This is a genomic window from Nocardioides sp. (genome assembly GCF_036493135.1).
GTDB lineage: Bacteria > Actinomycetota > Actinomycetes > Propionibacteriales > Nocardioidaceae > Nocardioides.
Genome location: NZ_DASXQG010000075.1, coordinates 1 through 15,773, shown reverse-complemented (window position 1 = coordinate 15,773; position 15,773 = coordinate 1). Strand labels below are relative to the sequence as shown.

Genomic DNA, 15,773 nt, shown 5'->3' with positions numbered 1-15,773 from the left:
CTTCCCGTTCATCCCCGGGGCTTCCCGGATCTGGCGGGTCGTCCCCGGTCACACGCCCACGGTGTGGGCGACCGGTCTGACCAACGTGACCGGCCTGGCCTTCAACGGCAAGAAGCTGTACGCCGTGCAGATCGCCGACCTCGGCCTGACCGACCCCGGTGGCCCGATCGGGTCACTGCGCCGGGTGTTCCCGGATGCCTCCGGGAAGGCCTCGAAGGTGATCGCGGGCGGGCTGTTCGCGCCGTACGGCGTGGCGTTCCGCCATGGTGCGGCCTACGTCTCGATCGGGGCCGTGCTGCCGAAGGACGGGTCGGTGATCAAGGTCCCGCTCGGCTGACGCGTCACCCAGCCGCACTGCACCAGCACCACGCAGGAGCCCTGGCAGGCGGAGACTCCTCCGCCTGCTAGGGTCGCCACCGATCGACATCCTTTAACGAGCCGTCCCGTGAGGCGGAGAAGGAGGTCCGGACGCAGATGCCTGCGCCAGCCACCGCGTCATCATCATCATCATCTTCGCCGGGGCCCGATCCGGGCACCGATCGCACCGTCCTCGACGCGAGCGACATCTCCCGCGCATTGAGCCGCATCGCGCACGAGATCCTCGAGCGCAACAAGGGCGCCGCTGACGTCGTCCTGCTCGGCATCCCGTCGCGGGGCGTCCCGCTGGCCGAGCGGATCGCCGAACGCATCGCGGCCGTGGAGGGCGCCACCGTCCCGAGCGGGTCCCTCGACATCACGATGTACCGCGACGACCTGCGCCTGAAGCCGGCGCGGACGCTGCTCCCGACGCAGATCCCCGACGGCGGGATCGACGACAAGGTCGTCGTCCTGTTCGACGACGTCCTCTTCTCCGGACGCACGATCCGCGCGGCCCTCGACGCGCTGAACGACGTGGGCCGGCCGCGCGGGGTCCAGCTCGCGGTCCTGGTGGACCGCGGCCACCGCGAGCTGCCGATCCGGGCCGACTTCGTGGGCAAGAACCTCCCGACCTCGCTCGTGCAGCGGGTGCGGGTCCACCTCACCGGAGTGGACGACGAGGACGCGGTGATCATCGAGGGGGCCACATCGTGAAGAAGCACCTGCTGTCGGCCGCGGACCTGAGCCGCGAGGACGCCGAGCTCGTCCTGCGGACCGCCGAGGAGCTGCGCTCGCTGGCGGACCGGCCGATCAAGAAGCTGCCGGCCCTGCGTGGCCGCACCGTGGTGAACCTGTTCTTCGAGGACTCCACCCGCACTCGCATCTCGTTCGAGGCCGCGGCCAAGCGGCTCTCGGCCGATGTCATCAACTTCTCCGCGAAGGGCTCGTCGCTGTCGAAGGGGGAGTCGCTCAAGGACACCGCGCTCACGCTCGAGGCGATGGGCTGCGACGCCGTCGTGATCCGGCACGGCGCCAGCGGGGCACCGCACCGGCTCGCGAACTCCGGGTGGGTGCGGGCCTCGGTGGTGAACGCAGGCGACGGCACGCACGAACACCCGACCCAGGCGCTCCTGGACGCGTTCACGATGTGGAGGCATCTCGGGGCGCGTCACGGCGGCACCCTCGACGGCCGGCGGGTCGTGATCGTCGGCGACGTGCTGCACTCGCGGGTCGCCCGCTCGAACGCGCTACTGCTGCACACACTCGGCGCGGAGGTGACGCTGGTCGCGCCCCCGACGCTGTTGCCGGTGGGTGTCGACAGCTGGCCGGTGGAGACGTCGTACGACCTCGACGGCGTGCTGCCGAAGGCCGATGCGGTGATGATGCTGCGCGTCCAACGCGAGCGGATGAGCGGGGGGTTCTTCCCGACAGCGCGGGAGTACAGCCGTCGCTACGGCCTCGACGGCCGGCGGATGGCGACCCTGCAGGACCACACGATCGTCATGCATCCGGGCCCGATGGTCCGCGGCATGGAGATCACCGCCGACGTCGCCGACAGCGCCCGTTCGGTGATCGTCGAGCAGGTCACCAACGGCGTCGCCGTCCGGATGGCCGTGCTCTACCTGCTGCTCGGCGGAAGTGAGCCGGCCGTCTCGGGCGTCGTCGAGAGCGAAGGAGCGGACGCATGACCAGCTTCCTGATCAAGAACGCCGCTCTCCTGGGCGGCGACCCGACCGACATCCTGATCCAGGAGGGCCGCGTCGCCCTGGACGGTGACTGGGACGAGCGCGGTCACGAGGTGATCGATGCGACCGGACTGATCGTGCTGCCCGGCCTGGTCGACCTGCATACCCACCTCCGCGAGCCAGGTCGTGAGGACGCCGAGACGGTGCTGACCGGCACCCAGGCGGCCGCGATGGGTGGCTACACGGCCGTCCATGCGATGGCCAACACCGACCCGGTCGCCGACACCGCCGGCGTCGTCGAGCAGGTGTGGCGGCTCGGCCGCGAGGGTGGCTACTGCGACGTCTACCCGATCGGTGCCGTCACCGTCGGTCTGGCCGGCCGGCAGCTCGCCGAGCTCGGCGCGATGGCCGACTCGGCGGCGCGGGTGCGGGTCTTCTCCGACGACGGCCACTGCGTGAGCGACGCGGTCCTGATGCGCCGGGCGCTGGAGTACGTGAAGGCGTTCGACGGTGTCGTCGCCCAGCATGCGCAGGAGCCGCGGCTCACCGAGGGCGCCCAGATGAACGAGGGCGAGCTCTCCGGCCGCCTCGGCCTGGCCGGGTGGCCGGCGGTCGCGGAGGAGGCGGTGATCGCCCGTGACTGCCTGCTGGCCGCCCACGTCGGCTCGCGGCTGCACGTCTGCCACGTGTCGACGGCCGGGTCCGTGGAGCTGATCCGGCAGGCGAAGGCGTCGGGGTGGAACGTCACCGCCGAGGTCACCCCACACCACCTGCTGCTGACCGACGAGCTGGCCGCGTCCTACGACCCGATCTACAAGGTCAACCCGCCGCTACGCACCGCCGTCGACACCGAGGCGCTGCGTGCCGGCCTGGCCGACGGCACGATCGACGTGGTCGCCACCGATCACGCACCTCACCCGCACGAGGACAAGGACTGCGAGTGGGCCGCCGCGGCCTTCGGGATGCTCGGCCTGGAGACCGCGCTCTCGGTGGTCCAGGAGACGATGGTCGACACCGGCCTGCTCACGTGGGCCGAGGTCGCGGAGAGGATGTCCTACGCGCCCGCGCGCATCGGCCGGGTGACCGACCATGGTCGTCCGCTGGAGGACGGCGCACCGGCGAACGTCGTGCTGTACGACCCCTCCGTACGCCGGGTGGTCGAGACGGCCGAGTCGGTCTCGCTCTCGCGCAACACGCCGTACGCCGGGATGGAGCTGCCGGGCCGGGTCGTCGCGACGTTCCTGCGCGGGCAGCCCACGGTGCTCGACGCCAAGCTCGCGTGACGGGCAGCGCGCCCCGTGAGTGTGGAGTCTGACGACCCGGTCCGGCGACCTGGACATCTCGTTCGTTCCCGAGCACGAGCCCGGCGACGTCCTGACCGCCGGTGCGGCATGCTCGGAACGTGGACCCGCGCGACTGGCTGCTGACCGAGACCGAGCGTGGCAACCCGGCCACGCGTCTCGACGAGGTACATCCGGGCGAGCAGGCCTGGTCCACAGGCAACCTGGTGCGGCCGCTGATCCACGGAGCGACGTACTTCCCGGTCCTGTACGACGCGATCGAGGCGACCCGGCCCGGTGACCTGGTGCTCTTCACCGACTGGCAGGGCGACGCCGACGAGCGGCTCACCGAGGAGCCCGGGAGCGAGGTCGTCGAGGTGCTCGGCCGAGCCGACGAGCGCGGTGTCGACGTACGCGGCCTGGTCTGGCGGTCGCACACCGACCTGACCGGATTCTTCGCCGCCGAGAACCGGCATCTGGGCGAACAGCTGCAACACCGCGGCGCCGAGGTCCTGCTCGACATGCGGGTGCGCACGGGCGGGTCTCACCACCAGAAGTTCGTCGTGATCCGCCATCGCGACGACCCGTCGCGCGACGTCGCGTTCGTGGGAGGCATGGACCTCGCGCACAACCGACGCGACGACGCCGACCACGCGGGGGATCCGCAGGCCCAGCCCCTCACCCAGGAGTACGGCGCTCACCCGCCGTGGCACGACGTACAGGTCGAGATCCACGGCCCCGCCGTGTACGACGTCGAGACGGTCTTCCGCGAGCGCTGGGAGGATCCGACACCACTGTCGCGGAGCCCGGTCCGCAGGGCCGTCGACCTGTGGCGCCACCACGACACCTCGCCCGACGGCCTCCCCGAGCAGGCGCCGCCTCCACCCACGGCGGGGCCGCACACCGTGCAGCTGCTCCGGACCTACCCCGATCTCCGACACGGCCGCGACTACCCGTTCGCACGGGGCGGAGAGCGCAGCGTGGCCCGCGGTTACGCCAAGGCGATCGCGCGCGCCGAGCGCATCGTCAGCGTCGAGGACCAGTACTTCTGGGGCCACGGCGTGGCCGAGCCCTTCGAGGAGGCTCTTCGTGCGCACCCGGATCTCCGGCTCGTCGTGGTGATCCCGCTCGTGCCCGACATCAGCGGGCTCAACCGCGTGCCGCAGTACCTGGGTCGCGAGCGCGCGCTCGTGCGGCTGATGCGGATCGGGCCGGGGCGCGTGGCGGCGTACGGCATCGAGAACCACGCCGGGACGCCGGTCTACGTGCACGCGAAGGTCTGCGTCATAGACGACGCCTGGGCGAGCACCGGGTCGGACAACTTCAACCGGCGCTCCTGGACCCACGACTCCGAGCTGACGGCGGTCGTTCTCGACCACGACTACGCGCGCGACCTCAGGCTCACCCTGGCCGCCGAGCACCTCGACCGGCTGCCCGACGTCGCCGAGCGAGGGCTGCACGAAGTGATGGCCGACTGCCTGGACCCGGCCGGCATGTACGACGCCTACGCGGCGTCCGCGACGCGACTGCAGGCCTGGCACGACTCCGGTCGGGTGGGGGACCGGCCGCCGGGGTGCCTGCGGCCGATCCCCCTTCCCCGGCTGTCGCGCCTCACCCGGATGTGGGCGAAGGTCCCCCTCGACGTGCTCCACGACCCGGACGGCCGACCCGGCCCGATCCGAGGAGCCTCGGAGTACTGATCCGGCCAGGTCGCGGGCCATGGTGTGAAACCGCTGGTGAGGTGGATGCTGGACCTCGGGGGCAGATCATGAAGGCACGGGAGCCGGACGAGACGGGTTTCATCGAGCGCGACGGGGTGCGCGTCGCCTGGCAGGTGTACGGCGACCTGGCCGGGCCGCAGGACCCCGCGGTGCTGTTGCTCCCGACCTGGTGCATCGTGCCGGCCGAGATCTGGAAGCTGCAGGTCGCCTTCCTGGCTCGGCGTACCCGGGTGATCACCTTCGACCCACGAGGCAACGGGGCGTCCGACCGCCCCGAGGAGAGCTCGGCGTACGCGCGGGAGCAGGAGACGCAGGACGCGCTCGACGTGCTGGACGCGACCGGGACCGAGCGGGCCGTGGTGGTCGCGTTGTCGATGGGCAACCTGCACGCGCTGGACCTCGCGTCGGACCACCCGGACCGCGTCGCCGCGTGGGTCGCGATCGGGCCCTCGATCCGCGACCTGGGGTCGTTCCCTCCCGAGCGGCAGGCATCGTTCGACCGCTGGGGCGAGGACACCGGGCACGACGACGGCTGGGACCGCTACAACCGGTACTCCTGGCTACGCGACTATCCCGGCTTCCTCGACTTCTTCTTCGACCAGCTGGTGCCGGAGGAGCACTCGACCAAGCTGATCGAGGACCTCGTGGGATGGGGCCGGGGCACCACCGCCGAGACCCTGGTCCGGGCGGAGGTGGGACGCGTTCCCGGCGAGCGCTCGGTGGAGGACCAGTGTGCCGCGGTGCGATGTCCCGTCGTCGTCGTGCACGGGACCGCCGACCGGATCATCCCGCTCGAGCACGGCGCACGGCTGGCCGAGCTGACCGGCGGAACCCTGGTGGCGTTCGAGGGCTCGGGGCACGCGCCCCAGGGTCGGGACCCGGTCGCCGTGAACCGCGTGCTGGACGACGTCCTGTCGGCCTCGACGGGAACGAGCACGTTCAGACCGTCGCGCGGGAGACCTGTCGCACGAAGTCGCGGAGCAGGAGGTTGATCTTGACCGGGTCGCGGGCGAGGGGCAGGTGCCCGCAGCCCTCGAGGAGCACGAAGTCCCCGCCGGTCAGCTCCGCGACGCGGCGGCCGCGGTCGGGATCCTGGCACATGTCGAGCGAGCCGGAGACCACGAGGACCGGACAACGCAGCGCCCGGCACACGTCCTCGGCATCGGTCGAGAACCGCGGATCGGGCTCACCGTCGTGGTCGATGAGCATGGTCTCCGGGGTCGTCTCCAGGGCCCAGCCGACGGTGTCCTCGACCTGCTTGCTCGAGTGCGGCTCGGGGAACATCTGGGTGAAGAAGAACTCGGCGAAGCCCGGCCAGTCGCGCAACCAGTAGTGCCGGTTGCTCCTCGCCCAGCCCTCGTCCGTGTCCAGCTCGGCGTCGAAGTCGAACTGCAGCCGATGCGGCAACGGCGGCCTCAGCGCCAGCCCCGGGTTGATGGCGAAGACGCCCAACACCCGGTCGGGCCGCTCGGCGGCCAGGATGGTGCAGAGTCCCGCACCGGCGCAGACCCCGCCCATCACCACGCGCTCCGCCCCGACGTGGTCGAGCACGGCCCAGACGTCGTCGAGGAGGTGCTGGGCCGTCATCTGCTCCGAACCGGTCGGCCGGTCCGAGCGTCCGTTGCCCCGCGGGTCGATCGTCACCACCCGGAAGTGTCGGGCCAGGAACGGGACCTGGGCCTTCCAGGCCCCCGCGTGGACGATGGTGTCCGGCATCACCAGGCACACCGTGACGTCGCCGGCGCCGTACATCGCGTAGCCGACGCCGAAGCCGTCGCGCTCGAGCACCCCCTCCTCGACCGGGGCCGCGGCCCGCATCAGACCAGCTCAGCAAGCATGGCAGCGGCACGCTCGGCGCCGCCGGACTCGACGGGCCGGTAGGCCACCTCGGTGCCTACCTGCTTCACGATCGCCTCCGCCAGCCAGTCGGGGTCGCTGACCTCGTCGTACGACGCGCACCGGCCGGCCCGGTAGCGCTCGAGGCGGTGGCGTACGTGGATGCTCTGCTCGAAGTGGTGCCGCAAAGGCACGTAGAGGAACGGGACGCCGGCCGCGGCCAGCTCCATGGTCGTGGTCAGCCCGCCCTGGACCACGGCCACATCGGCCGCGGCCAGGCGCAGGTAGAGGTCCGGGACGAAACCCCGCACGTCGGCACCCTCGACGGAGGGCAGCACGTCCGGGTCGATCCTCGGGCCGGTCACGACGAGGAAGCGCAGCTCGGGCACGCGCGCCCTGGCGATCGGAACGGCGTCCAGCACCCGCCGCAGGAGCGGCTCGCCGACGCCGGACCCACCGACCGTGACGATGCACAGGACGTCGGCGTCGCCGTACCCGAGCTCGCGGCGCGACCGCGCCACCTCGTCCTCCGACGGGGGCTCGAACCCGGTGACATAGCCGGCGAACTCGAAGTTCTCGACCGTCCACTCACGGATGTTGGGCAGCCCCGGCCCGAAGGACTCGTCCACGACGTCCTCGGGATTGCCGACGAAGACCTGCCGGTCGCGGATGCGCTTGAAGCGGGCCCGCTGCTCCAGCATCTCCGCGTTGTAGTCGGCGGTGAGGAACGCCTCGCGCTCGCCGAGGTCGGGCATCGGAAGGTAGCCCACGAAGTCGGTCATCCAGACGAACGAGAACCGCTTGAGCTCGGGGTTCTCGTGCAGGAAGTAGTCGACGTCCCAGGCCTCGTCGCCGATCACCAGGTCGTACGGCGTCTCCTCGACCACGTCGTTGAACACCATGAAGTTGTTGACGAGGATCTCGTCCATCTCTCGAAGTGCCTGGAAGACGTGCAGGTCGTGCTCGCCCGACTCCGACTCGATGTGGGCCGACTCGTTGGCCAGCCACGCGGACGCGGGGTGTACCCGCTCGCCGGCCTCCTCGAGCACACCGGTGACCGGGCTCTGGGTGAGCCAGTCGATCTGCAGGTCCGGGTGCAGTCGCTTCAATTGTTGTGCGATCGCGAGGTCGCGGCGGGCGTGCCCGAGGCCGATCGGCGAGGAGAGGTAGAGAGCCCGTCGCGGACGGCTCTGAGCGCGTACCCAGGTAGCGCTGGTCATGAGGGATTGTCCGGCCGCCCCGACGTCCGTAGCAAGACCGGCAGCGCGGAAAGCCCGCGCAGGACCAGGCCGTCGCCATGGCCCCAGTGCAGCTCCTCGGGCGCGACCGCGAGCCGCATCGACGGGAACCGCCGCAGCAGCTCGGTGAACGCGATCTCGGCCTCCAGCCTGGCCAGGGGCGCGCCGACGCAGTGGTGCACGCCGTGTCCGAACGTCACGTGTGCCGCGCCGCTTCGCCGTACGTCGAACAGGTCCGGGTCGCCGTTCCGCTCCGGGTCCCGGCCCGCGGCAGCCAGGTTGACCAGCACCTGCACGCCGGCGGGGATCGTCACGCCGGCGATGGTGACGTCGCGCACGGCGTACCGGAACGTCGCGTGGTGCACGGCTGCGTCGAAGCGGAGCATCTCCTCGACGGCCCGCGGCACCAGATCGGGCTCCGCGAGCAGGGCTTCGCGCTGGTCAGGGTGCTGGAGGAGCAGGGCCACGCCGTTGCCGATCAGGCTGGTCGTGGTGTCGTGGCCGGCGACGATGAGCTGGAACACCGTCGACAGCAGCTCCTGCCGGGTGAGCAGGTCGTCGCGGCAGGCGCGCACGAGATCCCCGACCAAGTCCTCGGTCGGCGTCTCCCACCTGCTGTCGACGAGGTCGTCGAGGTACCCGACGATCGCGTCGGAGGCGGCCACCGCCTCGGCCGGCGGCTCCCCACCGGTGTACGGCGCGAGCAGGCTGGCGAACCAACCGGCGAGGAGGTTCTGGTCGGGCCGGTCGATGCCCAGGAGCTCGCCGACCACGGCGAACGGGAGCGGACGGGAGAAGCCCGCCACCAGGTCGACCGGGCCGGGGCCCGAGTCCAGCTCAACGAGGAGCTCATCGACCAGCTCTCGGATGCGGGGCTCCAGCGCCTCGAGTCGGGCGCGCCGGAACGCGCCGGCGGCCAGCCGGCGAAGCCGCGTGTGGTCGGGTGGGTCGACGCTGAGCATGTGGCGCGCGAACGCGGGACCGGGCAGGCCCTCGGCTACGAGGGCGCCGTCGCGAGCGAGCGCCGCGAGCATGTCCTTGGACAGGTCCGGGTGGTTCAGGGCCTCGCGCGCCGCGGCGTACCCGACGACGAGGAAGGCGCGATGGCCGTCGGCCAGAGTCACGTCGTGGACGGGCCCTGCCTCACGCACCCGGTCGAAGAGCTCGAACGGGTGGTCGCGGTCATAGTCGCCCCAGTGGTCGAGGGCCGCCTCGCGGGTGGTGGTCATGTCAGCTCCCGGAATCCGGAGCAGACCAGGTCCATGCGTCCCACGAGGCCGTCGCGCAGGGAGCACACGACGGACTGGGTGAGCACGCGAGCGTTGCCGTCGGGGTCGAAGGTCAGCTTGTAGTGCACGAACACGCGGTCACCGACGTCGTCACCGGCCACGTCGCTGAGGACGATGGTGTCGTAGCTGCCGAACCAGTCGTCGAACCGGGCCAGGACGGCATCCCGACCGTGCTCCTCGATCGATCCGCCGGGCAGCAGGGCACGCAGCCGGATCTCGTCCGTCAGGTGGGCTCCGAGCCGGTCGAGGGCCCGGTCGGCCACGGCGGTGGCGACCGACGACGCCAGGGGATGGTTGTTCACGATGCCTCCTTGAGGGCGTCGGTGAGATGGAGGGCCAGGTCGGCCGCGTCGCTGCGGGCACCGTCGATGTAGGTCGAGCGACGCCGGCGCAGCATCGGCAGGCCCAGGACGTAGAGGCCGGGCCACCGGGTCACGCCTCCGTCGTGCAGGAGCCGGCCCCGGTGGTCGAAGACGGGTACGTCGAGCCACGAGAAGTCGGGGCGGAAACCGGTGGCCCATACCACCGAGCGGATCTCTCCCGAGCACAGGGAGAGCCCGAGGGTCGGCTTGCTCACGAGAGTGGGTTCGGGGCGTTCCCCGCGACCCCCGGCCTCGTCGTCGATCGCGTCGAGCAGACGCCCCAGCTTCAGGTCGGCCAGGGCGCAGACGTTGGCCAGGGAGCCCGAGAACTGCGCGACGTCCTCACGGACGCCGGCGAACCGGCCGACGAGGCGGACGCCGGCGGCCTGGAGGGCGTTGAGATCGAGCGCGCGCGACGCGCCGACCAGCTGCAACGACGGCAGGTGACGGGCCCGGACGATGTCGTCCACCTCGTCCCACCGCTCGTCGAGGATGCCGAGGGCATCGAGCCACCACAGGATGTCCCGACCTCGGTAGGTCCGCGGCACACGGACGTGCTCGCCGACCGCGAGCGTGACGTGTCGACCCGCGCGCTGGAGCTCGTCGGCGATCTGCACCCCGCTGGCGGACGCGCCCACGACCAGCACGCCCCCGTCGGGCAGCTGGTCGGGGTTGTGGTACTCCAGTGCCGGGATCGAGACGAGGTCCGGCAGGCGTCGGGCGACGGCAGGGACGTTCCCCCGCGTCGTCCCTGCCGCCACGATCACGGTGCGCGCGTTCCAGCGGCCCTGGTCCGTGTCCACCTCGAACCCCTCGCCGCCGGGCCGGAGCGAGGTCACCGTGGTGCCGGTGACCACGGGGGCAGCGGACGCCGCGGCGTACCCGGCGATGAGGTCGGCGACCTCCGGAGCGGAGAGGTACCCGTCCGGGTCGTCACCCTGGTACTCCCAGCCGGGCAGGCGCGTCATCCAGTTCGGGGTGAGCAGCCGGAGCGAGTCCCAGCGCTGCGTGCGCCACGAGCTCGCCACCTCACCGCGCTCGAGGACCACGTGGTCCACCGAGCGGCCGGCGAGATGACGGCTCATCGCGAGCCCGCTGTGCCCGGCCCCCACCACGACTGCGGTGACGCTCGGCATCAGGCCACCCTCAGATCACGTTGACGGTGACGTCGGTCGGGTTGGTCACGATGTCGAAGACGGCGGACAGCTTCTGGGACTGCGCCACGAGGGCCCGGATGTCGTCACCGGAAGCGTCGGCATCGATCTGGTAGTCGACCTTGATCCCGCTGAAGCCCTTGCGGATCTCCGGGTCACCGAGGATGCCCTGCAGATCCATGTCGGCCGACAGGGTGGCCCTCACCGACCGCAGCTGGATCTCTCGCTGCTGGGCCACGGCGGCCACACCGGCGGTGAGGCAGGCGCCGAGACCGACCAGGACGTACTCGGTCGGCGTCGGGCCCTTGTCCTGGGCGGCGAACTGCAACGGGTGGTCGGCGTCGAGCGTGAACGAGGTGTGATGCACCTGCTCGTCGGCGAAGCCGTAGAAGCTCTCGACCTCGGAGCGGCTGTGGGTGCCGTTCTCCCATGTCACCGATGACCGCCAGGTGAACTGGGCCATCTCGGGAGCCTCCGTGAAAGCGGCGCGGGCGCCGAGCAACGCCTCGACGTTGACGCCGTTGTCGGGTGTGGCGGTGATGCTCATGCTGGTTTCTCCGTTCTCGGCCGGTGGCCGATGTGGTCCGTGCTGACCCGCAGCACGCTCGCCCTCCTCGGCCCGCCACCGCATCCGGAGACCCCCCTAGAAGTGCCATGCGCCCGCGACCGGGTGGTCATACACTCCGTCCGTGCTGCTGGGGAGGGACTCAGAGCGCGAGGCCGTCAGCCGACTGGTCGCGACGGCGAGGTTGGGGGTCGGCGGCACCCTCGTGCTCATGGGCGAGCCGGGCGTCGGGAAGACCGCCCTGCTCGAGGACACGCTCGCGTCTCTCGGCGAGATGCGGGTGCTGCGGGCCACGGGCCTCGAGGCCGAACGCCACATCCCGTTCGCGGGACTGCTCCAGCTGCTGCGACCGGCGCTGCCTCATCTGGACGGTCTGTCCACGCCCCAGGCGGCGGCGCTGTCCGGCGCCCTCGCACTCTCGGACGCGGGAACCGGCAGCGGCGACCGGTTCGTCATCGGCGCCGCGGTGCTCAGTCTGCTCACCGGGTACGCCGAGGAGGCGCCGGTCGCGGTCGTGGTCGACGACCTGCACCTCCTCGACCTGCCTTCGGCCGAGGCCATCGTCTTCGCCGCCAGGCGGTTGGCGGCCGACCCCATCGTCGTGCTCGCCGCCGTGCGCACCTCCGAGGCGGACCGACTCGTGACGGGCCTTCCGGTGGTCCAGCTCTCCGGACTCGACCACGACGCGGCAGCCGCCCTCGTGACGCAGACGGCGGGCGGTCCCCTCGCCCCGGGACACCTCGAGCCTCTGCTCGCGCTGGCGGAGGGGAACCCGTTGGCCCTGCTGGAGCTCTCGGGCGACGACCTCGACGCCCTCGCGACCGACCCGTCCGACCTGCCGGCGCGGGTGCCCGACACCGTCACCGCGGCGTTCGCGCGGCGACTCGATCGGATGGACGAGGCGTGCCGCACGGCACTCCTGGTCGCCGCGATCTGTGGAGGGGACCTGCTCGTGACCACCCGTGCCTGCGCGAGTCTGGGCGTCGACGTCGAAGCCCTGGCCGAGGCGGAGGATGCCGGCCTGATGTCGGTCGCATCGGGGAGGATCGCCTTCCGGCATCCGCTGGTGCGGGCCGCGGTCTACTCCCGCGCGGGGGCACGCGAGCGGAGGGCTGCCCATCGAGCCGTGGCCGACGTCCTCCCCGACGACGACCCGGACCGGCGGGCGTGGCACCTCGCCGAGGCGGTCTGGCAGCCGCACGAAGCGGTCTCCGATCTGCTCGCCGAGTCCGCCGAGCGCGCGCGGGCACGCACGGCGTACTCCGTGGCGTCGGGTGCCTTCGAACGGTCGGCCAGGTTGACCCCGGACCGGGAGCGCAGAGCCGAGCGGCTGCTGAGCGCGGCCGGGACGGCCTGGTCCGCCGGCCTGACCGAACGGGCGCTCGGGTTGCTCGAGGCGCACGGGCGGGAGCGTCCGGGGGATCCCGGTCGGATGCAGGAGCTGTCTCTGCGTGGCGCGATCGCGGCTCGGACCGGCCACGTGCGGGACGCCCGGGAGATGCTCCTCGCAGCCGCCGACCTGGCCACCGACCCGAACGAGGAGACCGTCATCCTCGCCGATGCGGTGCACGCGAACTTCTACCTTGCCGACGTGAGCGCCGCCGTCGCGCTGGCGCAGCGACTGGCCGAGCTGGCCCCCACCGTCACCGACGACCGAGCCCGGGCTCTCGGCCTGGTCGCCACCGGAACGGCGCGGATCCTCTCCGGGCAGCCCGGGGGCGCCGACGACCTGCGGGCAGCGCTCCCCTTGCTCGAGGCCACCCCGGCGCTGTACGCGGACCCGCATCGGCTGTCGGTGGTGTTGCAGGTGCCGTTGTACCTGCGTGACGCCACCTACGGTGGTCCGACCGTGCGAGAGCTGGTCGAAGCGGTCCGTGGCCAGGCGGGGATCGGGGCACTGCCGGCAGTGCTCTGGCACCTGGCCCGTGACCAGGCGGCCGGCTCGGCGTGGGCGGAGGCGGGGGCCAACTACACCGCGGTCGTGCGGATCGCCGAGGAGACGGGACAGATCACCGAGCAGGTGATGTCGCTGGCGGGGCTCTGCTGGCTCGAGTCGCATCAGGGCCAGGAGGAGCCCTGTCGTCGACACGCCGCCGAGGTTCTCGCCACGCCCGCCGCAGCCCACCTGCACATGGCTGAGGCGTGGGTCCGCTTCGCGCTGGGAGATCTGGAGCTGTCCCTGGGCGAACCTGCTCGGGCGGTGAGCACCCTGCGCGAGCTCGTCCACCTGCTCGAGGAGCACGAGCTGGCCGACGCCGACCTGGCGCCGGCGGCGGAGCTCGTGGACGCCCTTCAGCGACTGGGGGAGGTGCCCGAGGCGCAGGCGGTGGCCTCGTCGTACGAACGCGCGGCCCGGGACAAGGGCCAGCCCTGGGCGCTGGCCCGGGCGGAGCGGGCGCGCGGGCTGCTGGCGGACGACGCGTCCGCACCAGCGTTCTTCGAGGCGGCGCTGGAGGCGCATGAAGCCACGTTGGACCGGTTCGAGACCGCGCGCACCCGACTCGCCTACGGCGAGCGACTGCGACGCGCCTCGATGCGTCTACGCGCGCGGGAACAGCTACGTGTCGCCCTCGACGACTTCGAGGACCTCGGGGCGGCACGGTGGGCCGAGCGGGCCGCCGCGGAGCTGGCGGCGACGGGGGAGACCGTGCACCGGCGCGGCGCCGACCCGCGCAGCTCTCTCACCCCGCAGGAGCTCCAGGTCAGCCTGCTGCTCGTCGAAGGCCGCACGACCCGCGAAGCCGCCGCCACCCTCTTCCTCAGCCCGAAGACGGTCGAGTACCACCTGCGCAAGGTCTACACCAAGCTCGGGATCGGCTCGCGCTCGGAGCTCGCCGAGCTCCTCACCCCGCCGGGGCCCGGCTAGGCACCACCCGCGTCGTGACATGCTCGCCCGATGGGCGACTACCTGGACTCCACCGCGCGGCCCGACCGCATCGCCGGGGGCGTGCGGATGATCCCGGTGTCGACACCGGCCGGTGACTTCCGGGTCTGGACCAAGCGGTTCGGGAACAACCCCGACCTCCGGGTCCTGCTCCTCCACGGCGGGCCGGGCGCGACGCACGAGTACCTCGAGTCGGTCGACGGGTACCTGCCGGCGGCCGGGGTCGAGTACTACCTCTACGACCAGCTCGGCTCGCATTACAGCGACCAGCCCGACGAACCGTCCCTGTGGCAGATCGACAGGTTCGTCGACGAGGTCGAGCAGGTGAGGCTGGCGCTCGGACTCGGCCCGGAGAGCTTCGTGCTGTACGGACAGTCGTGGGGCGGCATCCTCGCGATCGAGTACGCGCTGGCCCACCACCAGCACCTCAAGGGGCTGGTGATCTCGAACATGATGGCCAGCATCCCGGCGTACAACCGGTACGCCGAGGAGGTGCTGATGCCGGCGATGGACCAGGAGGCTCTGGCCGAGATCAAGCGGCTCGAGGCCGCCGGCGACACCGAGGGATCGGAATACGAGCAGCTGCTCATGGAGAACCACGACGTCGTCCACGTCTGCCGGCTGCCGTCGGACGAGTGGCCCGAGCCGCTGACGCGGGCGTTCGCCCACACCAACCGGTCGATCTACGTGCCCATGCAGGGTCCCAGCGAGCTCGGCGCGAGCGGTACCCTCGGCGACTGGGACCGCACCGCCGACCTCCACCGGATCGACGTACCGACGCTGGTGATGGGTGCCGAGCACGACACGATGGACCCGCGGCACCTGCGCTGGATGGCCGAGCAGCTGCCACGGGGGCGCTACCACCACTCGCTGAACGGCAGCCACCTCGCGATGGTCGACGACGCCGACGCCTACTTCGCCGGGCTCACCGAGTTCCTGCTGGCGCTGTAATTCGGTCGATCCGTTCATCGCCGGCCCGTAGATTGCTCGCATCATGTGGATCGCACGCTGACCCGACTCGCGCCCGCGGCGCCGCCCGGCGAGTCCTCCTCCGCATCAGCGAAGGCTCCCGCATGTCGCCGTCCACTCCGTCCACTCCGACCACGCTCCACGTCTGCGACCTCGACGTCTGGTTCGGCACCCGTCAGGTGCTGCACGGCATCGACCTGAGCGTCCAGCCCGGTCGCCGGATCGGCCTGGTCGGTGAGAACGGGTCGGGCAAGTCGAGCCTGCTCGAGATGCTCACGGGCGATCACGCGCAGGCGTACGCCAACGACCTGCACCTCTTCGGCCGCCGTCGCGGCAGCGGCGAGACGGTGTGGGACATCAAGAAGAATATCGGCGTCGTGTCGTCGCGCTTGCACCGCGACTACCGCGTGGGCGGCAGCGTCGAGGAGGTGCT

15 protein-coding genes are annotated in these 15,773 nt (G+C 71.6%); 9 read left to right on the top strand and 6 right to left on the bottom strand.

The genetic code is table 11. The annotated features are described in order from the left end of the window. The 6 genes from VGJ24_RS14665 to VGJ24_RS14640 all read left to right on the top strand — a co-directional run. The coding region (locus VGJ24_RS14665; RefSeq protein WP_331501375.1) for a ScyD/ScyE family protein at positions 1 to 337 on the top strand (337 nt) is incomplete at its 5' end. Positions 338 to 474: 137 nt separating this feature from the next. Then, a complete protein-coding gene (pyrR, locus tag VGJ24_RS14660; protein WP_331501374.1) occupies positions 475 to 1,071 on the top strand; it encodes a bifunctional pyr operon transcriptional regulator/uracil phosphoribosyltransferase PyrR in 597 nt (198 codons plus the stop codon). Then, positions 1,068 to 2,045 carry an aspartate carbamoyltransferase catalytic subunit gene (locus tag VGJ24_RS14655; RefSeq protein WP_331501373.1) on the top strand — a complete coding sequence of 326 codons (978 nt, stop codon included), beginning with the start codon at positions 1,068 to 1,070 and terminating at the stop codon, positions 2,043 to 2,045. The genes pyrR and VGJ24_RS14655 overlap by 4 nt, the downstream gene beginning before the upstream one ends. Continuing rightward, on the top strand, positions 2,042 to 3,325 hold the full coding sequence (locus VGJ24_RS14650) for a dihydroorotase (RefSeq protein WP_331501372.1): 1,284 nt from the start codon (positions 2,042 to 2,044) through the stop codon (positions 3,323 to 3,325). The genes VGJ24_RS14655 and VGJ24_RS14650 overlap by 4 nt, the downstream gene beginning before the upstream one ends. 119 nt (positions 3,326 to 3,444) lie before the next feature. After that, the gene (locus VGJ24_RS14645) at positions 3,445 to 5,022 is read left to right on the top strand and encodes a phospholipase D family protein (RefSeq protein ID WP_331501371.1); all 1,578 of its coding nucleotides are present in this window, start codon (positions 3,445 to 3,447) and stop codon (positions 5,020 to 5,022) included. Positions 5,023 to 5,090: 68 nt separating this feature from the next. Next, positions 5,091 to 6,035: an alpha/beta hydrolase gene (locus tag VGJ24_RS14640; protein ID WP_331501370.1), complete on the top strand. Its 945-nt coding sequence runs from the start codon at positions 5,091 to 5,093 to the stop codon at positions 6,033 to 6,035. Here VGJ24_RS14640 and VGJ24_RS14635 read toward each other — a convergent pair. From VGJ24_RS14635 to VGJ24_RS14610, 6 genes are read right to left on the bottom strand one after another with little or no spacing between them, the layout of a single operon-like run. Continuing rightward, the gene (locus VGJ24_RS14635; RefSeq protein ID WP_331501369.1) at positions 5,983 to 6,861 is read right to left on the bottom strand and encodes an alpha/beta hydrolase; all 879 of its coding nucleotides are present in this window, start codon (positions 6,859 to 6,861) and stop codon (positions 5,983 to 5,985) included. The two genes, VGJ24_RS14640 and VGJ24_RS14635, sit on opposite strands and share 53 nt — an antisense overlap. Beyond that, complete coding sequence (locus tag VGJ24_RS14630) at positions 6,861 to 8,099, bottom strand: glycosyltransferase (RefSeq protein WP_331501368.1); 1,239 nt, start codon at positions 8,097 to 8,099, stop codon at positions 6,861 to 6,863. The genes VGJ24_RS14635 and VGJ24_RS14630 overlap by 1 nt, the downstream gene beginning before the upstream one ends. Continuing rightward, positions 8,096 to 9,346 (bottom strand): cytochrome P450, encoded by a 1,251-nt coding sequence (locus VGJ24_RS14625; RefSeq protein ID WP_331501367.1) that lies wholly within the window; start codon positions 9,344 to 9,346, stop codon positions 8,096 to 8,098. The genes VGJ24_RS14630 and VGJ24_RS14625 overlap by 4 nt, the downstream gene beginning before the upstream one ends. Then, a complete protein-coding gene (locus VGJ24_RS14620) occupies positions 9,343 to 9,708 on the bottom strand; it encodes a nuclear transport factor 2 family protein (protein ID WP_331501366.1) in 366 nt (121 codons plus the stop codon). The genes VGJ24_RS14625 and VGJ24_RS14620 overlap by 4 nt, the downstream gene beginning before the upstream one ends. After that, positions 9,705 to 10,904, bottom strand: a complete 1,200-nt coding sequence (locus VGJ24_RS14615) for an NAD(P)-binding domain-containing protein (protein WP_331501365.1) — start codon at positions 10,902 to 10,904, stop codon at positions 9,705 to 9,707. The genes VGJ24_RS14620 and VGJ24_RS14615 overlap by 4 nt, the downstream gene beginning before the upstream one ends. A gap of 10 nt (positions 10,905 to 10,914) precedes the next feature. Next, positions 10,915 to 11,469, bottom strand: coding sequence for an OsmC family protein (locus VGJ24_RS14610; protein ID WP_331501364.1), 555 nt, complete (start codon positions 11,467 to 11,469; stop codon positions 10,915 to 10,917). 142 nt (positions 11,470 to 11,611) lie between these two features. Here VGJ24_RS14610 and VGJ24_RS14605 point away from each other — a divergent pair, with 142 nt between their 5' ends. The 3 genes from VGJ24_RS14605 to VGJ24_RS14595 form a co-directional block, all read left to right on the top strand. After that, a complete protein-coding gene (locus tag VGJ24_RS14605) occupies positions 11,612 to 14,353 on the top strand; it encodes an AAA family ATPase (RefSeq protein WP_331501363.1) in 2,742 nt (913 codons plus the stop codon). 30 nt (positions 14,354 to 14,383) lie between these two features. After that, positions 14,384 to 15,322 carry a proline iminopeptidase-family hydrolase gene (locus VGJ24_RS14600; protein ID WP_331501362.1) on the top strand — a complete coding sequence of 313 codons (939 nt, stop codon included), beginning with the start codon at positions 14,384 to 14,386 and terminating at the stop codon, positions 15,320 to 15,322. 122 nt (positions 15,323 to 15,444) lie between these two features. Next, positions 15,445 to 15,773 (top strand): ATP-binding cassette domain-containing protein (locus VGJ24_RS14595; protein WP_331501361.1); only part of this gene is annotated, 329 nt, incomplete at its 3' end.